20 protein-coding genes and 1 pseudogene are annotated in these 23693 nt (G+C 73.4%); 19 read left to right on the plus strand and 2 right to left on the minus strand.

The genetic code is table 11. The features are described 5' to 3' along the window. The first annotated feature begins 123 nt into the window (after positions 1–123). The 17 genes and pseudogenes from J4E96_RS17210 to J4E96_RS17290 all read left to right on the plus strand — a co-directional run bounded on the left by J4E96_RS17210 (position 124) and on the right by J4E96_RS17290 (position 18370). Complete coding sequence (locus J4E96_RS17210; protein WP_227423272.1) at positions 124–1860, plus strand: nucleoside-diphosphate sugar epimerase/dehydratase; 1737 nt, start codon at positions 124–126, stop codon at positions 1858–1860. Continuing rightward, positions 1860–3002, plus strand: a complete 1143-nt coding sequence (locus J4E96_RS17215; RefSeq protein ID WP_227423273.1) for a DegT/DnrJ/EryC1/StrS family aminotransferase — start codon at positions 1860–1862, stop codon at positions 3000–3002. The genes J4E96_RS17210 and J4E96_RS17215 overlap by 1 nt, the downstream gene beginning before the upstream one ends. Then, the gene (locus J4E96_RS17220) at positions 2999–3619 is read left to right on the plus strand and encodes a sugar transferase (RefSeq protein WP_227423274.1); all 621 of its coding nucleotides are present in this window, start codon (positions 2999–3001) and stop codon (positions 3617–3619) included. Before J4E96_RS17215 ends, J4E96_RS17220 begins: the two co-directional genes overlap by 4 nt. After that, positions 3616–4254: a NeuD/PglB/VioB family sugar acetyltransferase gene (locus J4E96_RS17225; protein WP_227423275.1), complete on the plus strand. Its 639-nt coding sequence runs from the start codon at positions 3616–3618 to the stop codon at positions 4252–4254. Before J4E96_RS17220 ends, J4E96_RS17225 begins: the two co-directional genes overlap by 4 nt. Next, positions 4251–5576 (plus strand): glycosyltransferase family 4 protein, encoded by a 1326-nt coding sequence (locus J4E96_RS17230; RefSeq protein ID WP_227423276.1) that lies wholly within the window; start codon positions 4251–4253, stop codon positions 5574–5576. The genes J4E96_RS17225 and J4E96_RS17230 overlap by 4 nt, the downstream gene beginning before the upstream one ends. Before the next feature lie 14 nt (positions 5577–5590). Further along, entirely contained in the window at positions 5591–6607 is a 1017-nt protein-coding gene (locus J4E96_RS17235) for a polysaccharide biosynthesis protein (protein ID WP_227425815.1), read from the plus strand. Next, entirely contained in the window at positions 6604–7695 is a 1092-nt protein-coding gene (locus tag J4E96_RS17240; protein ID WP_227423277.1) for a polysaccharide biosynthesis C-terminal domain-containing protein, read from the plus strand. Before J4E96_RS17235 ends, J4E96_RS17240 begins: the two co-directional genes overlap by 4 nt. After that, positions 7695–8840, plus strand: a complete 1146-nt coding sequence (gene wecB, locus J4E96_RS17245) for a non-hydrolyzing UDP-N-acetylglucosamine 2-epimerase (protein WP_227423278.1) — start codon at positions 7695–7697, stop codon at positions 8838–8840. The genes J4E96_RS17240 and wecB overlap by 1 nt, the downstream gene beginning before the upstream one ends. 9 nt (positions 8841–8849) lie before the next feature. Continuing rightward, entirely contained in the window at positions 8850–10241 is a 1392-nt protein-coding gene (locus J4E96_RS17250; protein ID WP_227423279.1) for a lipopolysaccharide biosynthesis protein, read from the plus strand. Positions 10242–10513: 272 nt separating this feature from the next. After that, a pseudogene (locus tag J4E96_RS20465) lies at positions 10514–10654 on the plus strand (DapH/DapD/GlmU-related protein); the annotation flags it as partial. Positions 10655–10903: 249 nt separating this feature from the next. Continuing rightward, entirely contained in the window at positions 10904–11506 is a 603-nt protein-coding gene (locus J4E96_RS20340) for an acyltransferase (protein WP_319637701.1), read from the plus strand. Continuing rightward, positions 11503–12561 (plus strand): ATP-grasp domain-containing protein, encoded by a 1059-nt coding sequence (locus tag J4E96_RS17265; protein ID WP_227423280.1) that lies wholly within the window; start codon positions 11503–11505, stop codon positions 12559–12561. The genes J4E96_RS20340 and J4E96_RS17265 overlap by 4 nt, the downstream gene beginning before the upstream one ends. A 3-nt stretch (positions 12562–12564) precedes the next feature. Beyond that, on the plus strand, positions 12565–13737 hold the full coding sequence (locus tag J4E96_RS17270; RefSeq protein ID WP_227423281.1) for a glycosyltransferase: 1173 nt from the start codon (positions 12565–12567) through the stop codon (positions 13735–13737). Then, complete coding sequence (locus J4E96_RS17275; protein WP_227423282.1) at positions 13734–14846, plus strand: CapA family protein; 1113 nt, start codon at positions 13734–13736, stop codon at positions 14844–14846. The genes J4E96_RS17270 and J4E96_RS17275 overlap by 4 nt, the downstream gene beginning before the upstream one ends. Next, entirely contained in the window at positions 14843–16075 is a 1233-nt protein-coding gene (locus J4E96_RS17280; protein WP_227423283.1) for an O-antigen ligase family protein, read from the plus strand. Before J4E96_RS17275 ends, J4E96_RS17280 begins: the two co-directional genes overlap by 4 nt. Before the next feature lie 13 nt (positions 16076–16088). After that, a complete protein-coding gene (locus tag J4E96_RS17285) occupies positions 16089–17177 on the plus strand; it encodes a glycosyltransferase (RefSeq protein ID WP_227423284.1) in 1089 nt (362 codons plus the stop codon). Beyond that, positions 17174–18370: a glycosyltransferase gene (locus J4E96_RS17290; protein WP_227423285.1), complete on the plus strand. Its 1197-nt coding sequence runs from the start codon at positions 17174–17176 to the stop codon at positions 18368–18370. The genes J4E96_RS17285 and J4E96_RS17290 overlap by 4 nt, the downstream gene beginning before the upstream one ends. A 37-nt stretch (positions 18371–18407) precedes the next feature. Here the strand turns inward: J4E96_RS17290 and J4E96_RS17295 are convergent, their stop codons facing one another. Both J4E96_RS17295 and J4E96_RS17300 read right to left on the minus strand, forming a co-directional pair. Continuing rightward, a complete protein-coding gene (locus J4E96_RS17295) occupies positions 18408–19679 on the minus strand; it encodes a nucleotide sugar dehydrogenase (protein ID WP_227423286.1) in 1272 nt (423 codons plus the stop codon). Next, the gene (locus J4E96_RS17300) at positions 19676–20602 is read right to left on the minus strand and encodes an NAD-dependent epimerase/dehydratase family protein (protein ID WP_227423287.1); all 927 of its coding nucleotides are present in this window, start codon (positions 20600–20602) and stop codon (positions 19676–19678) included. The genes J4E96_RS17295 and J4E96_RS17300 overlap by 4 nt, the downstream gene beginning before the upstream one ends. A 214-nt stretch (positions 20603–20816) precedes the next feature. Here J4E96_RS17300 and J4E96_RS17305 point away from each other — a divergent pair, with 214 nt between their 5' ends. Further along, the gene (locus tag J4E96_RS17305) at positions 20817–22442 is read left to right on the plus strand and encodes a polysaccharide biosynthesis tyrosine autokinase (RefSeq protein WP_227423288.1); all 1626 of its coding nucleotides are present in this window, start codon (positions 20817–20819) and stop codon (positions 22440–22442) included. 23 nt (positions 22443–22465) lie between these two features. Then, complete coding sequence (locus J4E96_RS17310; RefSeq protein WP_227423289.1) at positions 22466–23680, plus strand: glycosyltransferase; 1215 nt, start codon at positions 22466–22468, stop codon at positions 23678–23680. The last annotated feature ends 13 nt before the right edge of the window (positions 23681–23693 follow it).

Consider the following 23693-nt stretch of genomic DNA (forward strand, 5'->3'; position numbering starts at 1 on the left):
TTTGCGCACCGCCGTGACAACTCTCTCGTGACCGTGGAGATCGTCGTGAAATCTGGGGCAGCTCGTCGTCGAGACCGGCTCCATCGCTGGGCCTGGGCGCTCATCGACGCAAGCCTCTGGTTCATGGCCATCTTCGGCGCGGTGTGGCTGCGATTCGACTTCGTGTCCACGCCGCTGCTCGAGCGCACGACGCTCGAGTTCGCGCTCGCCGCCGTCGCCGGGCACCTCGTGGTCGGGGCCTTCCTCGGGCCGTACGCGGTCGGGCACCAGCGCGGCTCGTTCGAGGAGTCCATCGACATCGCGCGCACCGTCGCCGTCACCTGCGCGGGGCTCACCGTCTGGGCGCTGCTCGCCGACCCGCTGGTGGTCCCCCGCAGCGTGCCGGTGGTCGCGGGCACGCTCGCGCTGGCGGGCATGTTCGCGGTCCGGTTCGTCATCCGGAGCTGGCGCGACCACCGGCTCGCGTCGCGCGCCAACCAGAAGCGCGTCATCGTGTTCGGCGCCGGCGAGGCGGGCCGGCACCTCGTGCGCAGCATGGTGCGCGACCCCCGCGGTGGCTACTTCCCCGTCGCCCTGCTCGACGACGACCGCACCAAGCGCCGCCTGCACATCGACGGCGTCCGGGTGCGCGGCACGCGCGAGTCCATCGAGGCCGTCGCGCGCCGGCAGAACGCGAGCACGCTCGTCGTCGCGCTGCCGCAGGCCGACGCCCCCCTGATCCGCGAGCTCACGGACCAGGCCGAGGCCGCAGGGCTGGACGTGCTGATCCTGCCGCCGCTGCTGGAGATCATCGGCGAGCAGCCCACGGTCCACGACCTGCGGGACGTGAACCTGCACGACCTGCTCGGGCGGCGGCCGATCTCGCTGGACACCACGGCCATCGCCGAGAAGCTCGCGGGGCGGTCCGTGCTCGTCACGGGCGCGGGCGGTTCCATCGGGTCCGAGCTGTGCCGGCAGATCGCGCGCTTCGGCCCGGCCAAGCTCTACCTGCTCGACCGCGACGAGACCGGGCTGCAGACCACGCAGCTCAGCCTGTCGGGCGAGGGCCTGCTCACCGGGGACGACACGATCCTCGCCGACATCCGCGACCTCGACTGCCTGCGCACGGTCTTCGAGCGCACGCGCCCGGACCTCGTGTTCCACGCCGCGGCCCTCAAGCACCTGCCCCTGCTCGAGACCTATCCGCTCGAGGCGTGGAAGAGCAACGTGCTCGGCACGCTCAACGTGCTCGCGGCGGCCGCCGAGTCGGGCGTCGGGACGTTCGTGAACATCTCGACCGACAAGGCCGCGGACCCGACCTGCATGCTCGGCTACAGCAAGCGCGTGGCCGAGCGGCTGACCGCGAACTACGCACGCACCCAGCCGGGTCGGTACGTGTCCGTGCGGTTCGGCAACGTGCTGGGCTCGCGTGGCTCCGTCGTGCACGTGTTCACCGCACAGATCGAACGCGGCGGCCCCATCACCCTCACGCACCCCGACGTCGAGCGCTTCTTCATGCTCATCCCTGAGGCGTGCCAGCTGGTGCTCGAGGCCGCCGCCATCGGGCCGGACGGCGAGGTGATGGTGCTCGAGATGGGCGACCAGGTGAAGATCCTCGACGTGGCCCGGACCCTGATCCGGCTCTCCGGCCGCAGCGGGATCGACATCACCTTCACGGGGCTGCGCACCGGCGAGAAGCTCAGCGAGCACCTGTTCGCCTCGAGCGAGGACCGCCGGGTCACGAGCAACCCGCTGGTCATGAGCGTCCCGGTGCCGCGGCTGAGCGGCGACGAGGTGCTGGCGATCGACATGCCCAGCGTGCACACGGCGGCGGACGTGATGCGGCGCCAGGCCACGTTCCCCCTGCCGAGCGGCGTCTGATGTCCCACGTGCACCTGTCGAAGGCGGACACGACCGAGGTCGAGGAGCAGTACGTGCTCGATGCGTTGCGGTCGGGCTGGGTCGCACCGCTCGGGCCCCACGTCGACGCGTTCGAGCACGAGGTCGCGGAGCGTGCCGGCGTGGCCCACGCGCTCGCGCTCTCGTCGGGCACGGCGGCGCTGCACCTGGCCCTGCTCGAGCTGGGAGCGGGGCCGGGAACCGCCGTCGTCGTCCCGAGCATGACGTTCGTCGCGTCCGCGATGCCCGTCGTCTACACCGGCGCCGAGCCGGTGTTCGTCGACTCCCGCCTGGACGGCAACGTCGACCCCGAGCTGCTCCTGCACGCCATCGACACGCTGCTCGCCGGGGGCACGCGCGTGGTCGCCGCCATGAGCGTCGACCTCTTCGGGCGGTGCGCCGAGTACGACGAGATCGTGCCCGGCCTGGCCGACCGCGGGATCCCCCTGCTCGACGACGCCGCCGAGGCCTTCGGCGCGGCGTACCGCGGGCGGCCCGCCGGCTCCCAGGGCGCGGCCGCGGTGTTCTCGTTCAACGGCAACAAGATCCTCACGACGTCCGGCGGCGGCATGCTCGTCAGCGACAACGGGCAGCTCATCGACCGAGCCCGGTACCTGTCCACCCAGGCCCGCCAGCCGGCGGACCACTACGAGCACACCGAGGTGGGCTTCAACTACCGGCTGTCCAACGTCCTCGCCGCGCTCGGGCGGGCCCAGCTGTCCCGGTTCGACGCGATGCTGTCCCGCCGCCGGGCCATCCGTGCGCGCTACGTCGAGAGCCTCGCCGATCTGGACGGGGTCCGGGTCATCGGCCACGACAGCCCGGGCCGCGGGGACGACGAGGACAACTGCTGGCTCACCTGCATCGAGCTGGACCCCGCCGGGACCGCGACCAGCCCCGAGCGGGTGATCGCCGACCTCGCGCGCGAGGACATCGAGGCGCGGCGGCTCTGGAAGCCGATGCACCTGCAGCCGGTGTTCGGGGCCAGCCGCACGTTCAGCACGGGCATCGCGTCGCGGCTCTTCGCCCGCGGGGTCGCGCTGCCGAGCGGCTCGGCCCTGACCGACGACGACATCGACCGGGTCGTGAAAGTGCTCCGCGGCGCGCTGGTGGCGGCGCGATGAGCCGCCGCCGCGACCTCGCCAAGCGCGCGCTCGACCTCACCGTCGCGCTCGCGCTCGCCGTCGTGACCCTCCCCGTCCAGGCGGCGGCGGCCGCCGCGATCCGCGGCACCCTCGGAAGTCCGGTGCTGTTCCGGCAGCGGCGGCCCGGCCGCGACGGCGTGCCGTTCGTCCTCGTGAAGTTCAGGACCATGGCCGACGTCGATCCGGCGCGCGGCCTCGTCGACGACGCGGCCCGGCTGACACCGCTCGGCCGCTGGCTGCGCTCGACGAGCATCGACGAGCTGCCGACGCTGTGGAACGTCGTGCGCGGCGATCTGAGCCTCGTCGGGCCGCGCCCCTTGCTGATGCAGTACCTCGAGCGGTACTCCCCCGAGCAGGCGCGGCGGCACGAGGTCCGGCCCGGCCTGACCGGGCTCGCCCAGGTCGCGGGCCGCAACGCGCTGAGCTGGGAGGACAAGCTCAGGCTCGACGTCGAGTACGTCGACAGCCGGTCGTTGCGGGGCGACCTGCGCATCCTGCGCGCTACGGTCCCGCTCCTCGCGCGGCGGGTGGGGATCTCGGCGGCGGGCGAGGCGACCGCGGCCCAGTTCCACGGCGCCGCGGGGCCCGCCTCGTGATCGGCCCGCTGTTCGTCGTCGGCGCCGGGGGTTTCGGCCGCGAGACGCTGAGCATCCTCCACGCGCTCGCCGCGGACGGCGGCCTCCCGCCCGTCACCGGCGTGATCGACGACGACCCGGCGCGGGCCGACCTCGACCGGATCGAGGAGCTGGGCCAGCGCGTCGTCGGCACGGTCGCCGACCTCGCCCGGCGGACGGGCCCGTTCGGCGCGGTGCTGGCGATCGGCTCGGCACCAGCCCGGCGCCGGATCGCCGACCTCCTCGCCGGCACCCCGGTGCGCTACCCCGTCGTCGTCCACCCCGACGCGACGATCGGCCGGCTCGTGCACCTGGCGGAGGGGGTCGTGGTGGCGCCGGGCGCGCGCCTGAGCACGAACGTCCTCGTCGGCCGGCACGTCCAGATCGACCAGAACGCCGTCGTCGGCCACGACTGCGTCCTCGAGGAGTTCGCCCGCCTGAACCCGCAGGTCTGCGTGTCCGGGGCCGTCCGGATCGGCAGCGGCGCGCTCGTCGGCGCCGCGGCGACGGTCCTGCCGGGCCTGTCGGTGGGCGCCGACGCGATCGTCGGGGCAGGCGCCGTCGTGACCCGCTCGGTCGCGCCGGGCGCCGTCGTGAAGGGGGTTCCGGCCCGATGAGGATCGCGGTCGTCACGCAGTATTACCCGCCGGAACCCGTGCCCATCCCCGCCGACGTCGCGCGCGGCCTGGCCGAGCGCGGGCACGACGTCCGCGTGCTCACGGGCTACCCGAGCTATCCGGCCGGGCGGCTCGCACCCGGCTATCGCCAGCGCCTGCGGGGCCGCGAGCGCGAGCGCGACGGCGGCGTCGAGGTCCGCCGCGTCCCGCTCGTGATCAGCCATTCGCTCAGCGCGGTCGGCCGGCTGCTCAGCTACGCCAGCTTCGCCGCGAGCTCGCTCGCCGCCGGCCGATTCGTGCGCGCCGCCGACGTCGTCTACGTGTACGCGACCCCGATGACCGCCGCAATCGGCCCCGGCTGGTGGTCGCGGACCCGGGGGACGCCGTTCGTGCTGCACGTCCAGGACCTCTGGCCGGAGTCCGTCACCGGGTCGTCGATGCTCCGGGGCCGGGCGCTGTCGCGGGCCGTCGCGGCCGTGCTCGCGCCGTGGCTGGGCTGGACCTACCGGTCCGCCGCGGCGTCGATCGCGGTCGGCCCCGGGATGGCGCGGCTGCTGGTCGAGCGCGGCGCCCCGGCCGAGCGCGTGGTCACGGTGCTCAACTGGTCGGCGGCCGCCTGGCCGGCGGAGGCGGAGCCCGACCCGGCCGGCGGCCGGCTTGACGAGCCGGCGGGCGGACGCACGGGCCTGCACCTCGTGTACGCCGGGAACGTCGGCGACGCCCAGGATCTCGAGACGGTCGTGCGCGCGGCGGCGCTGGTGCGCGATCTCGACGGGTTCCGCGTGAGCGTCGTCGGCTCGGGGGTCGCCGAGGGCCGCATCCACGATCTCGTGCGCGGCCTCAAGGCGACCAACGTCGTCCTGGCCGGGCGGGTCCCCCGCGACCTGATGCACCCGATCCACCGGAGCGCCGACTTCGAGCTCGTGCCACTCAAAGACCTGCCGATCTTCCGCGTGACCATCCCCTCGAAGCTCCAGGAGAGCCTGGCCCTCGGCATCCCGGTCATCACGACCGTGGCCGGCGACGTCGCCGACCTCGTCACCCGCGAGGGGCTCGGCCTTGCGAGCGCGCCCGGCGACCCGGTGCGGCTCGCCGAGGCCTTCCGCGCGGCCTACGCCCTGCCCCCGGCCGAGCGCCGCGCGATGGGTGCGCGCGCGAGCGCCTACTCGCGCGCCGCGATGTCGCGGGTCGCCGCCCTCGATGCGATCGAGCGCGTCGTGACCAGCGCCGCGGGCCCGGGCCCGTGGAAGACTGGCCCTGACTCGGACAGCAGAACCGGTCGGCGGCGCGGCCGACCGCGAGGCCGCTTGGAGGACCGGTGACAGACTCGGACGCCATGCAGGGCGCCACCGTGACGATCACGGGCGGCACCGGATCCTTCGGCTCGACGATGGTCGGCCACCTCCTCACGCGCGGCGTCGGCGAGGTCCACATCCTGTCCCGGGACGAGACGAAGCAGGACGACATGCGCACCCGGTTCGCCGACTCGCGGCTGAAGTTCTTCCTCGGCGACGTGCGCGACCCCGACAGCGTCGCGGACGCGCTCATCGGGACCGACTTCGTGTTCCACGCGGCGGCGCTCAAGCAGGTGCCCTCGTGCGAGTTCTTCCCGCAGCAGGCCGTCAAGACGAACGTGCTCGGCAGCCACAACGTCGTCGAGGCGGCTGCGGCGGCCGGCGTGCGCGCCGTCGTCTTCCTCTCCACCGACAAGGCGGTCTACCCGGTCAACGCGATGGGCATGTCCAAGGCCCTGATGGAGAAGACCGCGCAGGCCTTCGCGCGCAGCCACCCGGGCTCGCGCACGACCGTGTCCCTGACCCGGTACGGCAACGTCATGTACTCGCGCGGCTCCGTCATCCCCCTGTTCGTCCGGCAGCTCCAGGCGGGCCTGCCCCTGACCGTGACCGAGCCGCGGATGACCCGGTTCCTCATGTCGCTGCCGGAGTCCGTCGGGCTGGTCGAGTACGCGTTCACGCACGCCGAGCCGGGCGACCTCTTTGTGCGCAAGGCGCCGGCCTGCACGGTCGAGGTGCTCGCCCGCGCGGTTGCGAGCCTGCTCGGGGTCGAGGCGCCGGAGCTCAAGCGGATCGGGACCCGGCACGGCGAGAAGCTGCACGAGACGCTGCTCTCGCGCGAGGAGATGGTCAAGGCGCAGGACCGGGGCGACTACTTCCGCGTGCCGCTCGATGCCCGGTCGCTGCAATACGAGCTGTACTACGAGGAGGGCGCGCCGGAGGCCAACACCTTCGACGACTACACGTCGGAGAACACCACGCGCCTCGACCTCGAGCAGACCAAGGCGCTGCTGCTCCAGCTGCCCGAGTTCCAGGCGCTGGCCGGGTCCGCGCGGTGAAGGTCCTGCTCACGGGCGCCGGCGGCTTCCTCGGCTGGCATACGCGCGCTCGCCTGCAGGCCCTGACCGCGCACGACGTCGTCGCCGTCACCCGGGCGCAGTGGCCGGACCTCGCGGCCCTCGCCCGGGGCGCCGACGCCGTCGTGCACATCGCTGGGGTGAACCGGGGCGACGACGCCGAGGTCGAGCGCGGCAACCTCGACCTCGCGCGCGACGTCGCCGACGCCGTGCGAGCGAGCGGGTCGGCGCCGCGGATCGTGTTCGCCGACTCGATCCAGGCCGGCGGCGACAGCCCGTACGGCCGGGGCAAGCGGGCGGCGGCCGACGTGCTCGCGCGCGCGGCCGACGACGTCGGGTCGGCTCTCGTCGACGTGCGGCTGCCGAACCTGTTCGGTGAGCACGGCCGGCCCCGCTACAACTCGTTCGTCGCGACCTTCGTCGACGCCGTCATGCGCGGCGAGCCGCCGCAGGTCGCGGACCGCCCGGTCGACCTGCTGCACGTGCAGGCCGCGGCGCAGACCCTGCTCGACGCGCTCGCCGCGCCGGCCGGCCGGATCGAGCCCGCGGGCACCCCGACGACCGTCGCCGCCGTGCTGCGCACGCTGCGCGACCTCGACCGCGTGTACGCGGGCTCGGACATCCCGCCGCTGCTGACCGAGCTCGACGTCGACCTGTTCAACACGCTCCGCACCGCGCGCTTCCCCGCGTCCTACCCCCTCGCGCTGACCCGGCGCACCGACGACCGCGGGAGCCTCGTGGAGGTCGTGCGCGCGCACGGCGGCCAGGGGCAGACGTTCGTGTCGACGACGCGGCCGGGGATCACCCGCGGCGAGCACTTCCACCTGCGCAAGGTCGAGCGCTTCGTCGTGCTGGCGGGCACGGCCCGGATCTCGCTGCGCCGGCTGTTCACGGAAAAGATCGTCAACTTCGACGTCGCCGGCGAGACGCCCGTCGTCGTCGACATGCCCACCGGCTGGGCGCACAACATCACCAACACCGGCGCGGGCGAGCTGACCACGCTGTTCTGGACGCACGAGCTGTTCGACCCCGCGGCCCCCGACACCTTCCCCGAAGCGGTCGGCACCTGATGCTCAAGGTCGTGACCATCGTCGGCACGCGGCCGGAGCTGATCCGCCTCTCGCGGGTCATTGCCCTGCTCGAGGCGACCGTCGACCACGTGCTGGTGCACACCGGCCAGAACTACGACCCCGCGCTGAACGAGGTGTTCTTCCGAGACCTCGGCCTGCGAGCGCCCGACCACCAGCTCGCGGTGGACACGTCGTCGCTCGGCCGGGTGCTCGGCGAGACGCTGATCAAGACCGAGCAGGTGCTGCTCGCCGAGCGGCCCGACGCCGTCGTCGTGCTGGGCGACACCAACAGCTCCATCGCCGCGGTGATGGCCAAGCGCCTGCGGATCCCCGTCTACCACCTCGAGGCCGGCAACCGGTGCTTCGACGAGAACGTCCCGGAGGAGACGAACCGGCGGATGATCGACCACGTCGCCGACTTCAACCTCGTCTACACCGAGCACGCCCGCCGCAACCTGCTTGCCGAGGGCCTGCACCCGCGCCGGATCCTGCTCATCGGGTCGCCGATGCGCGAGGTGCTCGGCGCCTACCGGAACCAGATCGAGGCGTCGACCGTGCTGGACCGGCTCGGGCTGACCGCCGGCGGCTACTTCCTGGTGAGCGCCCACCGCGAGGAGAACGTCGACTCGCCCGCGCGGCTGCGGCTGCTGCTCGAGTGCCTGGTCGCGGTGCGCGAACGCTGGGGCCTGCCGCTGTACGTCTCGACCCACCCGCGCACGCGCAAGCGGCTCGAGGCGCTGCCGGGCTGGGCCGCACCGGAGGGCATCGTGTTCCACGAGCCGTTCGGCTTCCACGACTTCAACCGCCTGCAGCTCGGCGCGGCGTGCGTGCTCTCCGACTCGGGCACCATCGCGGAGGAGTCCACGATCCTCGGCTTCCCGGCGATCACCCTGCGCGACTCGATCGAGCGCCCCGAGGCGCTCGACACCGGCGGGATCGTGATGACCGGGCTGGACGCGGGCGACGTCGTCGCCGCCGTGACGCTCGCGATTGCGGCGACCGGCGCCGGGCCCGGCAGCGGCGTGAGCGAGCGGACCCCGGCGGACTACCTGATCACCAACACCTCGCAACGGACGGTGAGCTTCATCCTCTCGACCGCGCGGCGGCACCGCGACTGGTCCGGGCTGAGAGACCCCTCGACGTGAGCCCGCGCCGTGCCTGACGTCGCGAGCGAGGCGAGCCCGGAGACCCGGCGTGGCCGCGAGCGCACCCGGCGGCTGATCGCCGGGATCGGCACGTCGATCCTCAGCCGCGGGGCGTCGGCGATCGCGCCCATCGTGCTCATCCCGGTCACGCTCAACTACCTCGGAGCTGAGCTGTACGGGCTGTGGATGGCCGTCGCCGCGCTCGCCGGCATGGCGTACTGGGCGGACCTCGGCCTGGGCAACGGTCTGCTCACCAAGCTCGCGCCCTGCCATGCGTCGAACGACTGGACGCTGGCCCGGACGTACGTCTCGAGCGCCTACGCCGTGCTGGTGCCCGTCTGCACCGCGATCACCGGACTGCTCTGGGCCGCCTCGGGCGTCGTCCCCTGGTCGCGACTGTTCAACGTCACCGACCCGCAGGTCCAGCAGGACACCCGCCTCGTGGTCGTGATCTGCCTGACCGCCTTCCTGGTGAACATCCCGCTGTCGCTGGTCCAGCGCGCGCAGTACGCCTACCAGCAGGTCGCCCAGAGCAACGCCTGGCTCGCCGCGGGCAGCCTGCTGTCGGCGAGCCTCGCGGTGGCGGCCGTCGCGGCGGACCTCGACCCGACCCTGGTCATCGCCGCCGCCGTGTCCGGACCCGTCCTCACCAACGTCGCGGCCAGCGCCTGGGTCTACGGCCGACCGCTGCGACGGCTGCGACCGACCAGGCGTTCGGTCGACCGCGCCGCGGCGAGCCAGCTGTTCAGGCTCGGCGGGCTGTTCTTCATCCTCTCGATCGTCACCGCCGTCGCCCTGAACGCCGACAGCCTCGTCATCGCGCACTCTCTCGGCCTCGCCGCCGTGACCGAGTACACGGTGCCCGCCCGGCTCTTCACCGCCATCGGCCTGCTGGCGACGCTCGTGAACCTTCCCCTGTGGCCAGCGAACGGCGAGGCGCTCGCCCGCGGGGATTTCCAGTGGGTCCGGCGCACGGCCACCCGGATGAGCCTGCTGTCCGGGGCGGCCGTCCTCCTGCCCGTGCTCTTCCTGGTCGCCTTCGGCGGCCGCGTGCTCGACGTCTGGCTGCATTCCGACATCGCCGCCTCGACCGGCCTCTTCGTGGCCCTCGGGGCGTGGTGGTTCCTGCTCTCGACCGCGGCGCCGCTGTTCATGGTGCAGAACGCGGCCGGCCGCATCGCGCCCCAGCTCGTGGGCTGGTTCGTCTACCTGGTCGTGTCCATCCCGGCGAAGCTCCTCGTCGCCGGGCCGCTCGGCGTCGCCGGGGTCGCCGGCGTGAGCGCGCTGGGCTACGCCCTGATCATCTGGCCAGCCGCGGCCGCCGGATACCGCAGCACGTTCCGGCGCGGGGTCCCACCCGCGCCCTCGCCGCACCCGCCGCACCTGATGGAGGAATCGTGAAGCTCCCGCTTCGAGCAACGAGCCGGGCGATCCGCGATCGCCTGAGCGCCGCCCGCGACCCGGAGGCGTTCGCCCGGTCGATCGGGGTACGGCTGAACGGCAAGGTGCGGTTCTACGGCATGACCCGCGACATGTTCGGCTCGGAACCGTGGCTGGTGACGTTCGGGGACAACGTCTACGTCGCCGCCGGGGTGCAGTTCATCACCCACGACGGCGCCACCATCGTCCTGCGCAAGAGGGTCCCCGACCTGGAGTGGACAGCGCCCATCACGATCGGGAACGACGTGTTCCTCGGGCTTCGCGCCCTCATCCTCCCCGGCGTCCGGATCGGCGACGGGAGCATCGTCGGCGCCGGCGCCGTCGTCACTCGCGACGTGCCGGACAACAGCGTGGTCGGCGGGTCGCCCGCGCGTCGCATCTCGTCGACGGACGAGTACCTCGAGAAGATGAAGGCCAAGTCGCTCGGCCTCGGGCACCTCTCGGGGGCGGAGAAGGACGCCCGGCTGCGCGAGCTCTTCGACGACAACCGGTCCGACGACGGACGTCAGGAGGGGTGACCCGATGCGGAGGGCGATTGCTGGCATCCTCGCCGTTCTCGTGATTGTCTGGAAAGCGGGCGCGGATCGACTACCGACAGGCGGCGACGTGACGTGGCGAGCGGCATGAGGCCGACGACTGGTGAGCGGTGCGCGCGCCTGCTGTACGTCGCCCCGCAGCACGCCACGCGTGCCCGACGCGCGGTGAAGCGGGCGGCGCTGGTCGGCCGGTTCGCGAGCCACGGGCGGGACTTCGTCTTCGACCCCGACGGCGTCTACAGCTTCGAGTCGATCTCCGTCGGCGACCGGGTCAACCTCGGCTACCGACCGATCCTCGTCGCCACCCGGTCGACGATCCGGATCGGGAACGACGTGATGTTCGGGCCGGAGGTCACGGTCCGCGGGGGGAACCACCGCTTCGACCTCCCGGGGGTCGCCATGATCGCAGTCACCGACGAGATGAAGTCGCCCCAGCACGACCGCGGGGTCGTGATCGAGGACGACGTGTGGATCGGCACCCGGGCGATCGTCCTGCAGGGCGTGACGGTCGGCCGGGGCGCCGTCGTCGGCGCGGGAAGCGTCGTCACCCGGCCCGTCCCCGCCTTCACGATCGTCGCCGGCTCCCCGGCGAGGATCGTGCGCGACCGGTTCACACCCGCCCAACTCAAGCAGCATCTCGAGCTGCTGGGCTCAGCCGGACCGGCGGGCACGGGAGCGGAGCGGCGATGAGCAAGGTGCTCCTGCTCGTCGACTACCGCGGCGCCTTCTGGTCCGCCTACCGCAACATCGCAACCCTGTGCAGCCTCGACGTCGAGCGCATCGCCGCGGAGCTCACCGCACGAGGGTGCGACGTGCAGGTGCAGGGCTTCGCCGACCTCGACCTCGCCCGCGACGACCTCGAGGGCACGTTCGTGCTGTACACCTCGTCTGAGGACATCGGCGCGCACTACAAGCGCTACATCGAGGCGCAGGTCATCGGCCTTCGCCTCGCGGGCGCGCTGCCGATCCCCGAGCCCGAGCTCCTGCTCGCCCATCACGACAAGGTGATGATGGAGGTCGTCCGGCAGGCCCGCCTCGGCGACGCTCCCGGCCAGCTCGCGTCCCGCTCCTTCGGCACGCTGGAAGACTTCCGGGCGGCGCTCGACGAGCTGCCGGCGCGGCCCACGGTCCTCAAGCCGGCCAGCGGCGCAGGCTCCCGAGGCGTCACCCTCGTGACCGGCCGCCGCGAGAGCCTGCGCGCCGCGCGGCGGCTCACTCGGTCGGTGCGGCCGCGCGAGCTCCTGTCCGAGGTCGCCCGTCGCGTCGCCCGCCCCGGCTACGTCCCCAGGTCCTTGCACCGCCGACCGATCGTGGCCCAGCAGTTCCTCCCCGGCCTCGTGGGCGATCACAAGGTCTTGCGCTACGGGGAGCGCTACTACGTGATCCGGCGCGCGAACAGGCCGAACGACTTCCGGGCGAGCGGGGGCGGCCGGCTCGACTTCACCCCGGTCCCGGCGGTCGACGTCGACCTGCTCGACGCGGCCCAGCAGTGGTCGGACGCCCTCGGCTCACCCTTCTGCTCGCTCGACATCGCGTACGACCCGGCGCACGGCATCGCCCCGCACCTGCTCGAGTTCCAGTGCGTCAACTTCGGGCCCGGCGCCGCCGAGTTCTCGTCGGGGCACTACCGCGCTGGCTCCGACGGCTGGGAACGGGTCTCGGAGAGCTGCAACCTGGAGCGCGTGTTCGCCGAGGCCGCAGCCGGGCATATCGCACAGCTGGCGTCGGCCCCGGATCGGGCGTAACCGATGCATCTGGTCATCGTCACGGCGTTCGACTACCCCGACGGCGGCCCGGTCGCGGCGCGCCACCTCGCGCTCACGGCCGGCCTCGCGCAGGAGGGCCACCGGGTCTCGTTCGTCATGCTGCACCAGGCGCGCCCGCCTGCGGGCGCCCGGTCGAACCCCGCCATCACGTGGACGAGCATCGCCCGCGCCGGGTCGACTTCCCCGCTCGCCTGGCGGCTGACCGCGCTGCGTCGCCTCGACCGCTCGATCGGCTCCGCTGCGGCGACCGGCGCCGTCGACGCAGTGCTAGCGGCCGTGCGCGACCCGCTCCTGCTCGAGGCGACCCTCCGGGCCGCCCGGCGCCGGGGAATCCCCGTGCTGCACGAGCTGCTCGAGTACCCCGACGTCGTGCGCCCGCCCGGGCCGCTCGGCCGTGTCCAGGAGCAGGTCTTCGTGCGCCGGCACCTCCCGGCGTTCGACGGTGTCCTCGTCATCTCGGGCGCGCTCGAGGAGTACGCGGCGCGCAGCGGCGTCGCCCGGACCGCGCTGCTCGGCTCGATCGTCGACACGGCGCTCGAGACGCCGCTCGACCCACTCAAGCTGACGACGACGTTCACGGTCGGGTACGCGGGATCGCTCGTGCAGGAGAAGGATGGGGTGCTCACCCTCCTGCGCGCGGCCGCCGCGGCCGCCGCGAGGCTCGCCCCCCGGTACGAGCTCCGCCTCGAGATCCTGGGCGACACGCGCCCGGCGGCGGGACTGACCGCGACCCGCGAGAGCCACCGGCTCGGCCTCGACGGGCGCGCGACGTTCCATGGCCTCGTGCCGCACGACCAGGTGCGCGGCATCCTCGCCCGCTGCCACCTGCTCGCCCTGCCGCGGCCGGTCTCGCGCCAAGCCAGCGGCGGCTTCCCGACCAAGCTCGGCGAGTACCTGGCGACGGCGCGGCCGGTCCTGACGACCGCCGTCGGCGAGATCCCGCGGCATCTCCGCGACGGCGAGACCTGCCTCATGGTCGCGCCGAACGACGAGGGCGCGCTCGCGCGGGCGCTGGTCGGGGCGGCCAGCTCCTACGATGCGGCGCGAGAGGTCGGCCGTCGCGGCCGCGGGCTCATTGACGCCTCGTTCAGCGCCCCGGTCCAGGCGCGCAAGGTCGTCGGGCTGGTCGAGAGCCTGCGGGGAGCCCGTCCATGAGCACCGTGATCGTGGCCGGCGACCTCTTCCTCCGCAACGGGTTCGCGCCCGGGGTGAGCCGCGCCGTCCGCGACCAGATCGCGGCAGCGGACCACGCCTTGGTCAACCTCGAGGGCCCGGTCACGGCGCGACTTGAGCGCCTGAGCAAGAGCGGCCCGCACCTGACAATGCCGGCGACCGCGCTCGACCGCGTCCGCGACGCCGGCTTCACGGGCGTCACTTTGGCCAACAACCACATCCTCGACGCGGGCCTCGGCGGCCTCGCCGACACCCTCGCCGATGCCGCCGCGCGCGGGCTCGCGACCGTGGGCGCGGGCACCGAACCCGCGGGGGCACGCGACGCCGCGCGGATCCGCCTGCCGCTGCCGGCGGGCTGGCTGACCGTGCTCAACTACTGCGAGCACGAGTGGTCGGTGCGCGCGGACGGGGCCGGCGCAAGCGGCTGGGACGTGCTCGACGCGCGCGCGGACGTCGTGGCGGCCCGCGCGGCGGGCGACGCGGTGCTCGTGATCCTGCACGGCGGCAACGAGTACTTTCCCCTGCCCCGGCCGGGCCTGCGCCGCGAGCTGCGGTTCCTGGCCGAGTCCGGGGCCGACGCGATCGTGATGCACCACTCCCACGTGCCCGGCGCCTACGAGGTCTGGGCCGGCGTCCCGATCTTCTACGGGCTCGGTAACTTCCAGTTCACGGCGCCGAGCACCGCGCGCGCGTGGCGAGAGGGCTTGCTCGTGTCGCTCACCTTCTCGCCGACTGACACCCGGTTCGCCGTCGTGCCGCTGCGGCAGACCGACTCCTACGACGTCCGCCTGGCGACCGCGACCGAGGCGGCCGAGACACGCAACGAGCTCGAGGGGTACCGGCTGCAGGTCGGCTCGGACGAGGCGCTGACGGCGCGCTGGGAGGAGTTCGCGGCCGACGCGGCTGGGATGTACGCGCGCGGACTCCTGCCCACCCGCCCATTCCGCGGCCACCTGGGACGGGCGGCCCAGCTCGCCCGCGCGCGGCTGTTCTGGCGGGACCCCGACGCACGCATGATTGCGCTCAACTACGTGCGCTGCGAGTCGCATCTCGAGGCGATGCGGACCGCACTGCAGCTACGGTCCCGATGAGCGCGCCCATCGTGGTCGAACCCGGCCTGGACGCGGCCCGCGAGCGCGGCGTCTTGCGGGACTGGCGCGCCGGCGCGCTCGCCGTCGTCGCGGGGTACTCCACGTTCGACCCCGGGACCGCACTGCGCTTCGGCGCCGTCATCTGCCTCGGTGTGCTGCTCAGCGAGGCCGGGCGGATCCGGCCCCGGGCAGCCGACGTCCTAGCGGTCGCCCTGACCCTCTGGGCGGCGATGTCGCTGACCTGGGCGGTCAACCCGTCGGCAACCGCACTCGCGGTGGGGAACCAGGTCGCCGTCCTCGCGATCTTTGTCGCCACCCGCACGACGATCCGCACCCCGACCCAGCTCGCCATCGTGGCGTTCGGATTCGTCGGCGGGTGCGTCGTCGCCCTGGCCAAGCTCGTCAACCAGAACCAGGGCGCGTCGTTCAACGTCGAGCTGTCCGTGGCTCGCTACGGCATCGCGGGCGTGAACCTCAACTACACGGCGTACTCGCTGACGACCGGCCTGGCGATCATCGTGCTGCTCTGGCAGGTCCGCGGCCCACTGCACCGCGCGCGCCCGCTCCTGCTCGTGCTCGTCCCGCTGTTCTACTTCGGGCTCGCCCAGAACGGTTCGCGCGGCGCGTTCCTGGGCGCGGTGCTCGTGCTCGCGTGGCTCGTGACCTGGCGGCTCTTTCCCTTCGTCGGCGTCACGGTCCCGGTCCTGCTGCTCTGCGTCGGGGTGTTCATGACGCTCACGGGGTGGGGCGACAACACCCTCCGGCTGCTTGACGCCGGTTCGCTGCGGACGACGGAGAACCTCGCCGGTCGCCTTGCCGTCTGGCCGTACGCGCGCGAGTCGATCAGCGAGAACCCGTTCGTCGGCATCGGCGCGGGCGGCTTCTCCACGATCAACCCCTTCGGCATCGGCGCTCACAACGTCCCGCTCGAGGTCGCGGCCGGCCTGGGCCTGATCGGGCTGTGCCTGCTGGCCGCCAGCGCGTTCAGCGCCCTGCTGGCCGAGACCCGCACGGTCGAGCCGCTCACGCGGCGGCTGCTCGTGGGCACGTTGATCGCCGCGAGCGGCCCGATCCTGCTCTCCGGCCACTGGGAGGTGGCTCCGGCCGGGTGGTTCGCTCTCGCCCTGTTCTCCCGGATCGGGGTGCTTCCCCCGCCACCGCCGCGGCGCCGACGCGGCCTGCGGCGTCCGGGCGCCCTCGGCCGGGCGCGTGGCCGGCGGCCCGGGTGACCGCGGTGACGGGGTGACCACACCCACGATCGTCCAGCACTCCTTCGGCGAGCCCGGCTCCGGCGGCCCGATCACCGCGCTCGGCCGGGTGCTCGACTCGCCCCTGGCGGCGAAGTACACCTTCGTGCGGATGCACCAGCACCGGGCGGCCGGCGGGATCGATGTCGCCCTCATCGCCACGTGGGTCCGGCTGCTCCGCCGGGTCCGGCCGGATCTGGTCCACGTCCGCGGGCTCGGGAACGAGGGGTTCCACGGCGCGCTCGCGGCCCGGCTCGCCGGCTGCCCGCGGGTCCTGGTCAGCATCCACGGCACCGTGCGCGACCTGCAGCAGGGCGGCCGATCCGCCCGCCGGCGCCTCCTGGTCGGCGCCATCGAGCCCGCGACGCTGCGCCTCGCGACCCACGTTGCCACGGTCTCGACCGACGCCTCGGGACGGCGCTTCCTCGACCCGTACCGCGCCAAGCTCGCCGGCGTCATCCCCAACGGCGTCGACCTCCCGCTCGCCCCGAGCCCGCTGCGGGCGCCGACCCGGGCCGCGCTCGGGGTCGACGACCGCGAGCTCGTGTGCGTCGTCGTCGGCCGGCTCAGCCTGGACAAGGGGCACCTCGTCCTCGCCGAGGCCATGCGCCGGCTGCCCGAGCACGCGGCCTCGACGCGGCTCGTCGTCGTCGGGGAGGGCCCCGACCGCGCGGCTATCGAGGCGGCGTACCGGGGGGTCCCCGGCTGGTCGACGCAGCTGCTGGGCCGGCGCCTCGACGTCGCCGCGCTGCTGGTGGCGGCCGACGTCTTCGTGTTCCCGACCTTGCACGAGAACCTGTCCAACGCCTTGCTCGAGGGGATGGCCGCGGGGCTTCCCGTGGTCGCCTCTGCCGTCGGCGGCAACGTCGAGGTGCTCGAGCGCGGCGGCGGCCTGCTCGTCCCGCCGTCGGACCCGGCGGCCCTCGCCGCGGCGCTCGGCGCCCTTGCCGACGACGCGGCCCTGCGCACGCGGCTGGGGCGCGAGGCTCGCGAGGTCGTCGCCGGCCACTACACGGTCGAGCACATGGTCGCAGGCCTCGACGACCTGTACCAGCGCATCCTGGCCCGTGGGCGACCAAAATGAGGATCAGCCTGCTCGGGTTCACGCTGCCGCCGGACGAGATCGCCGAGATCCTGCGCACCGACGCCAACATGCCGGCCCAGACGAGCGCCTTCGCGTGGGCGGTCGTCGAGTCGTTGCGGTCCGCCGGGGCGACCGTGACGCTGCTGTCCGCGGCGCCGGTGACCAACTACCCCGCGAATTCGCGGCTGCTGTTCCGGGGCCACCCGTTCCACGCCGACGGCGTCGACGGCGAGACCCTCGGCTTCATCAACGTCCTCGCGCTCAAGCACGTGAGCCGGTTCGTGGCCTGCCTGACCACGGGCTGGCGCGCGCTGCGCCGCTGGCGGCCGGACGTGCTGCTGGTGCACGGGGTGCACAGCCCGTTCCTGTGGTTCGGCATGCTGGCCCGGCGCCTCGCGCGGGTGCGCACCGTCGTCATCCTCACCGACCCGCCGGGCGTCGCGCTCGCGACGGACGGCCCGCTGGTGCGGGCACTCAAGCGGGCCGACGTCGCGGTGGTCCGCCGCGCGCTCCGGGCCGTCGACGGCGTCATCGCGCTCACCGGCCCGCTTGCCACCGACTTCGCGCCCGGGCGGCCGAGCCTGCTGATGGAGGGGATCTCGACCCACGCCGCCGTGGACCGGCCCCCGCGTGGCGAGCGGCCGACGTTTCGCGTCGTCTACGCGGGCGGCCTCGTGCAGGAGTACGGCGTGGGCCGGCTGGTCGAGGCCGTCCGAGCCCTGCCCGACGCCAGCCTGCGCCTGACGCCGTTCGGGGCCGGCCCCCTCACCGCCTGGATCGACGCCGCCGCGGCGGCCGATCCGCGCATCGACCCGGCCCGATTCGTTCCCCGCGCTGCGGTCGTGGCCGCGTACGCCGCGGCGGACCTGCTCGTCCAGCCGCGGCCCGTCGACCAGCCCGTGGTGCGGTACTCGTTCCCCTCGAAGCTGCTCGAGTACATGGCGTCCGGCACCCCGGTGCTGACCACCCGGTTGGCGGGGATCCCGCCGGAGTACGAGCCGTACGTCTACTGGATCGACGACGGCACCGCCGGTGGCATCGCGCGGGCCATCCAGACGGTGCGCCGGATCCCGGCCCCCGAGCGCGAGGCCCGGGGGCTCGCCGCGGCGGCGTTCGTCGCGCGCACCCGCTCAAGCGGGGCCCAGGGCGCCCGCATCACCCGCTTCCTGGCCGAGCTCCTGCGCGCGGGGTGAGGCGACCCGCGAGATCGGCCGCCGAGCCGGCGCCTCCTCAGAGGCGGTGGACCGAGCCCGACGGCGCCAGCCGGCCCCGCGTGTCCAGCAGCAGCGAGCTCGCGCGTGCCAACCGGTCCAGGTCGTAGGTCGCGTGCGGCTGGAGCAGCACGACGGCGTCGGCCCCGCCCGCCGCCGCGTAGACGTCGTCGACGCTGGTGAGCTCGAGGACGCCTGCGTCCGTGGGCACGCGCCAGGACGGCACGTGGGCGTCGTGGTAGCTGACCCGCGCGCCCCACTGGGTCAGCCGCTTCGCGAGCGGCACGGCCGGGCTCTCGCGCAGGTCGGAGACGTTCGGCTTGTACGTGACGCCGACCAGCAGGACCGACGCGCCGTTGACGGCAAGGCGGTGCTCGTTCAACGCCTCCCACAGCCGGCCCGCGACGTACAGCGGGGCGGCGGTGTTGATCTCGGCAGCGAGCTCGACCATCCGGAACGCGTACCCGAGCCGCGCCTTGACCCGGTGGCTGAGGTAGGCGGGGTCGACCGGGATGCAGTGCCCGCCGACGCCGGGCCCGGGCCGGAACGCCATGAAACCGAACGGCTTGGTGTCGGCGCAGTCGATCGCGTCCCAGAGGTCGATATCGAGCTCGTGCGAGAACCGCATCATCTCGTTGACCAGCGCGATGTTGACGTGCCGGAACGTGTTCTCGAGGAGCTTGGCCATCTCGGCCTCCTTCGCCCCCTTCGCCTCGACCACCGTGTCGATGAACTGGGCGTAGAAGTCCCGGGCCGCGCGCGTGCACGCCGGGGTGAGGCCGCCGACCACCTTGGGTGTGTTGCGCACCCCGTAGGTCGCGTTGCCCGGGTCGATCCGCTCGGGCGAGAACGCGATGTGCACGTCCGTTCCGACGCTCAGCCGGTCGCCCAGCACGAGCGGCGCGAACACCTCCTCGGTCGTGCCGGGGTACGTCGTCGACTCCAGGATCACGAGCGTGCCCGGCGCGACGTGCGCGCCGATGGCACGCGCCGCGCTCTCGATCGGACCGAGATCGGGGCCGCCGTCGGCGGTGAGCGGCGTCGGCACGCACACGAGGATCACGTCGGCCGCGCGCAGGCAGGCGGCGTCCGTCGACGCCGTGTACCCGGCGGCCAGGCCGGCCGCGAGCGCGGCGTCCGACACGTCGTCGATGTGCGACCGGCCGGCGTTGAGCCTTGCGACGAGCGAGGCCTGCGTGTCGAGGCCGACGACGGCGAGGCCCGCCCGGGCGGCCTCGAGCGCCATCGGCAACCCGACATACCCCTGGCCGATGACGACGAGGCGGGTCATCGGCGGGCCTCGAACCACGCGACCGTCTCGGCTAGCCCCTGCTCCAGGGGTACCGGCTCGACCAGCGGGAAGAGCGTGCGCAGGACGGCGTTGTCGGCCTGAGAGTGCGCGACGTCGCCCGCCCGAGCGGGTCCGTGCTCGACCACCGGGCTGCGGTGCGTGACCTCGGCGAGGGTCTCGATGAGCCCGGTGAGGGTCGTGTTGGTGCCGAAGGCGAGGTTCACCGGCTCGGGGTGCGTCACCCGCCGGGTCGCCGCGTCCAGGAGCACCCGGCACACCGTGCCGACGTAGGTGAAGTCGCGCGAGTGCGACCCGTCGCCGTTGACCGGCAGCGGGCGCCCGGCGAGCAGCGCCTCGACGAACACGGGGATCACGGCCGCGTACGCCTGCCCCGCGTGCTGCCCGGGCCCGTAGACGTTGAAGAAGCGGAATGCCAGGGTCCGCAGGCCGAACGACTGCTGGTAGGCGAGCACGTACTGCTCGGCGGCGAGCTTCGTGACCGCGTAGGGGCTCATCGGCCGGACCCACTCCCGCTCGCCCTTCGGCAGCGCCGGGTTGAGCCCGTACACCGAGCTCGAGGACGAGACGACGAGGTGGCCGATGCCCGCCAGCCGGGCCTGGTCGAGCACGGTGAGCGTGCCGGTGGCGTTCGCCGCGTGGGTCGCCATCGGGTCGCGGAGGCTGCGCGGGACGCTCCCGAGCGCCGCGAGGTGGATCACCGAGTCGACCCCGGCGAGCCCGGCGCGGACCACCTCGGTGTCGAGAATCGACCCCTCGATGACGTTGGCGTCCAACCCGGCGAGATTCTCGCGGTAACCGGTGGAGAAATCGTCGACAATCGTCACGTCGACGCCGGCCGCGAGCGCCAGGGCCGTCAGGTTCGAGCCCACGAATCCCGCCCCACCGGTGATCAGCAGGCGCACCAGAGGCCTCCCCTCCGCGATGAATTCGACGGCGAATCCTGCGCTCTCGGGGGGTGCTCGCCGAACGTCGAGAGCGTCGGGAAAAACTGTACCCGCTGGGCCGGACCGACCCGGACCAACCGGACGGCGCTGCCGTTTTCGGATCAAACTGCGTGAGAGCATAGGAGGGTCGTAAACCCCTACTGGTCGGTCCCAGGAACCAGGTGAAGACGCGGTGGAACTTCAGGACTACCTGACCGTTGCTCGCAAGCGCTGGCTGTCGATCGCGCTCGTCACGGCGCTCATGATCGGCCTCGCCGCGGTGGCGACGGCCGTCAGGACGCCGATGTACCAGGCCCGCTCCCAGGTGTTCGTGTCGGTCCGGACGACCGGCGGGACGACGTCCGACCTCGTGCAGGGCAGCAGCTTCACCCAGCGCCAGGTCAAGTCGTACACCGACCTCGTGACGAGCCCACGGGTGCTCGGCCCGGTGGTCGAGAGCCTCGGCCTGCCGACGACGCCGGAGGCGCTCGCCGGGTCGATCACGGCGTCCAACCCGCTTGACACCGTGCTGATCAACATCACGGCCTCGGCCGAGGACCCGCAGGTCGCCGCCGACGTCGCGAACGCCACGGCCGAGAGCCTCGCCGTCCAGGTCACCGAGCTCGAGAAGCCGTCGGACGCCGCCGCGTCGCCGGTCGAGATCAACACCGTGCGGACCGCGACCGCGCCCGGGGCGCCGTACTCGCCGAGCCGGCGGCTCAACCTGGCGCTCGGGCTGCTGGTCGGCCTCGCCCTCGGGATCGGCCTCGCCGTCCTGCGTGAGCTGCTCGACACAAAGGTGCGCAGCGCGTCCGACGTCGAGCGGGTCACCGACACGTCGGTCATCGGCACGATCGGCTTCGACGACGACGCCCCGGAGCACCCGCTCATCGTCCAGACCAGCCCGCACAGCCACCGCGCGGAGGCATTCCGGCGGCTGCGCACCAACCTGCAGTTCCTCGACATCGCCGACCGGCCGCAGTCCATCGTCGTGACGTCGGCGATGCCCGGTGAGGGCAAGACCACGACCTCGATCAACCTCGCGATCTCCCTCGCCGACGCCGGGCGGCACGTCGTGCTCGTCGACGGCGACCTGCGCCGCCCGTCGATCGCCGAGTACATGGGGCTGGAGGGTTCGGTCGGGTTGACGACCGTCCTGATCGGCAAGGCCGACGCCGACGACGTCGTGCAGCCGTGGGGCAACGGCTACCTGCATGTGCTGGCGTCCGGGGAGGTCCCGCCCAACCCGAGCGAGCTGCTCGGGTCCCGCTCGATGGCCAACCTCCTGGAGCACCTGACCAAGGTCTACGACGTCGTCCTCATCGACACGGCGCCGTTGCTGCCGGTGACGGACGCCGCGATCCTCGCGCGACTCACCGGCGGCGCGCTGATCGTCGTCGGCGCCGACAAGCTGCACCGCCAACAGCTCGCCGACGCGATGAGCTCCCTCGAGACGGTCGGCGCGCGCCGGCTCGGCGTCGTGCTCAACCGCGTCCTGCGCAGGCAGAGCGAGGGTTACACGTACTACGACTACACCTCGGAGCACGAGTCGGCCGGCGGCTCCGCCGGCGGCCCGGCCGCGCGGGTGTCCGGCGCGCTCGGCCGGGTCCAGCGGCCGTCCGCGCGCAGGCGCCGGCACCGGCCCCCGGAGGCGGGCACCGCCGCGCCGACCCACGAGCGCGGGAGCGGGGCCGAACGCGGGGGCGGCCAGCAGCCCGCGACGCGCACGGTCGACGAGATCGTCAGCTCCGAGCCCGCGACCCGCTCGTCGTACTGGCCCGGCGAACCGCTCGACGGCCCGCCCGACGTCCGGCTCTGACCCCGCGCCGCCCCGCCCGCGCCGTGCACCCGTCAGCCGGCTCCGCGAACCACGGGGCCGCCGCCCACCGGCCGCGCCGCGAGGTGCTGGCGTTCGCGCGGGCGTTCGAGCCGGGGCACCGGGCCGGCGGCCCGATCCAGTCGATGAACCACGTCTTTGGCGTCGTCGGCGCGGAGGTGCGGATCACGCTCGTCACGCGAGATCGCGACCTCGGCGACCGGGCGCCGTACCCGGGCCTGTCCGGGCGTCTCGTGCCGCGCGGGCGGCACGCCGTCTTCTACTGGGATCGCACGAACCTCCGGCAGACGCTCGCGCTGGTGCGGATGCTTCGCCCTACCCGGTTCGACCTGCTGTACGTGAACAGTTTTTGGGATCCCTGGTTCACCCTCGCGCCGCTCGCCGCGGCGCAGCTGCGGGTCGTGCGCGCGCGCCGGCTGCTGCTCGCCCCCCGTGGCGAGCTCGCGCCGGGAGCTCTCGCGATCAAGCCGCGAAAGAAGCGGGTGACCCTGCCTCTGATCGCGCCGTTCGTCGCGCGGCTCCCCGTCGTCTGGCAGGCCCAGTCGCCGCACGAGGTCAGCGACATCCACCGGGTCTTTCCGCAGGCGCGCATCATCAAGCGGGCGGACAGCGCGGCGCCGGACCCGGTGAACGGGGTGCGCGCGAGCGAGCGGATCGCGCGTTTCGTGTTCATCAGCAGGATCTCGCCGATCAAGAACCTGGCGGTCGCGATCGAGGCGCTCCGGGCGCTCGACGGGCCCGCGATCTTCGACATCTTCGGGCCCGTCTCGGATCCGGCGTACTGGCGCAGGTGCCAGGCCCTGCTCCGCACCGTGCCCGAGAGCGTCGTGGTGACCTATCGGGGAGAGCTGCCGCACGACGCGGTCCAGGCGACGTTCGCGGACTACGACGCCTTCGTCCTGCCGTCGTCGGGAGAGGGCTTCGGGCACGCGATCGCCGAGAGCCTCAGCGCCGGCTGCCCGGTGCTCTGCTCGGAGCGCACGCTCTGGACGCAGGTGCTGCGCTCGGGCGGCGGCGCCGCGCTGCCCGACCTGGAGCCGCAGACGTGGGGCACCGAACTGGCGAGGATCGCGGCGCTGACCGGGGCCGAGCGGTCGCACCGCAAGGCCGACGCCTTGGCCGCGTACCTCCGGTGGCGCGCGGCCACCGATCGCACGACGGCCGTCGACGAGGCGCTTCGCCTCGCCGACGGCCCTCGTGCGGAAGGAGTCGGTCGGTAACGGAGAACTACGA

The organism is Pengzhenrongella sicca (assembly GCF_017569225.1).
Taxonomy (GTDB): Bacteria; Actinomycetota; Actinomycetes; order Actinomycetales; family Cellulomonadaceae; genus Pengzhenrongella; species Pengzhenrongella sicca.